General features: G+C 63.6%; 1 protein-coding gene. It reads left to right on the top strand.

What is annotated here, in order from left to right; translation table 11 throughout:
* The first annotated feature begins 114 nt into the window (after positions 1-114).
* Positions 115-1,749 (top strand): IS1634 family transposase, encoded by a 1,635-nt coding sequence (locus PY310_RS21420; RefSeq protein ID WP_275216644.1) that lies wholly within the window; start codon positions 115-117, stop codon positions 1,747-1,749.
* Positions 1,750-1,768: the final 19 nt, after the last annotated feature.

The following is a 1,768-nucleotide window of genomic DNA, read 5'->3' as shown; positions in this document are numbered from 1 at the left end:
GCCTGACTTGGCTCACGGCTCCGTCGTTCCGATGGGCCTATGGCCTTGACCTGCGGTGATGTTTTCTGACTGGCCGCTTTTCACGCACTAATGGTTTGGCCTAGTGTCGCCGGTGTGGTGTTTATTAGGCGGGTGCTGACTGCCTCGGGAGCGACGGCGGTGCAGATCGCGGAGTATGTGCGCGGGAATCAGCGGATCGTGCAGCACGTCGGCTCGGCGCATACCGAGGCCGAGCTCGGCGTCCTGCTGCAGCGCGCCCGTGAGCTGCTTGAAGACCCGGCGCAAGGTGTCCTTGACTTGGGTCTGGAGCCAACGCCACAGGTGAAGGGCCTGGTCGAGCCGTCACGCGAGGCTGGCTTGTTTGACGTGGCCGGCCCCAGAGAACCAGCCGGACGTGACAGCCCGGGACGCGTGCTGGGAACTGACTCGCGGGTCTTGTTCCGTGCGTTGGTCGAGGTGTTCACGGCGCTGGGGTTCGATGGCCTCGACGACGAGGTGTTCCGGGACTTGGTGATCGCCAGGGTCGTGGAACCGACCTCACTACTGGATGCCGGCAGGGTGTTGCGGGACCTGGGCCGGGCCCCGGCCAGTTACGCGACGATGAAACGCACCCTCGGCCGAGCCGCTGCGGACAAGTACCGCGACAGGATCGCGACCTGGTGCTTCCAGCACGCCAGGACCGACGGGGACGTCTCCCTGGTCCTTTACGACGTCACCACCTTGTATTTCGAGGCGGAGAAGGAAGACGAACTACGGAAGGTTGGCTACTCCAAGGAACGCCGGGTCGATCCTCAGATCGTCGTTGGCCTGCTCGTGGACCGGGGTGGGTTCCCGCTGGAGATCGGCTGCTTTGAGGGCAACAAGGCCGAAACCGCGACCATCGTCCCGATCATCAAGCAGTTCCAATCCCGCCACGGTTTGACCGACATGGTCGTCGTCGCCGATGCCGGCATGCTTTCCGCGGGCAACCTGCGTGAGCTGGACGAAGCGAACCTGCGGTTCATTGTTGGTTCCCGGATGACGAAGGCCCCGAACGACCTGGCCTCGCATTTCCGCTGGCACGGCGACGCGTTCAGCGACGGGCAGCTGATCGATACGCTCACGCCCAGGACCGGCCACACGAACGAGAACAACCCTGATCTGCGCGCCGAACCCGTCTGGGACCCCACTGAGAACCCCGGCTCATGGCGGGCGGTGTGGGCGTACTCCCGCAAGAGAGCCGTCCACGACAACACAACACTCACAGCCCAGGAGAACCGGGCCCGGAAAGTCATCGAGGGCCAGAAATCGGCCCGGACCCCACGGTTCGTCAAGACCGCCGGAGGAAAACCGAGCCTGGACGAAGCCTCACTGGCACGCGCGCGGCAGCTCGTCGGGCTGAAAGGCTACGTGACGAACATCCCCGCAAACATCATGGCCGCAGGAGAAGTCATCGGCTCCTACCACGACCTGTGGCACGTCGAGCAGTCCTTCCGAATGAGCAAAACAGACCTCAGGGCCAGACCCATGTTCCACCGCACCCGCGACGCGATCGAGGCACACCTGACCATCGTGTTCACCGCGCTGGCCATCTCCAGGACTGTCCAAAACAGGACAGGACTCGCGGTGCGTAACGTCATCAAACAACTCAGGCCCCTGCGCTCAGCCACCATCGCCATCAACGGCACCAACCAGACATTCGCCCCCAACATCGCCGCCGAGCAGCAGGTCATTCTCGACGCCCTCCACAAACCGAAACTCACGCACTAAGCAAATGAGCCAAGTCAGG

Source organism: Pseudarthrobacter naphthalenicus (genome assembly GCF_029076445.1).
In the GTDB taxonomy this organism is placed as follows: domain Bacteria; phylum Actinomycetota; class Actinomycetes; order Actinomycetales; family Micrococcaceae; genus Arthrobacter; species Arthrobacter naphthalenicus.
Note: the sequence above shows the minus strand (reverse complement) of the source record. Positions and strands in the feature narration are given on the sequence as shown.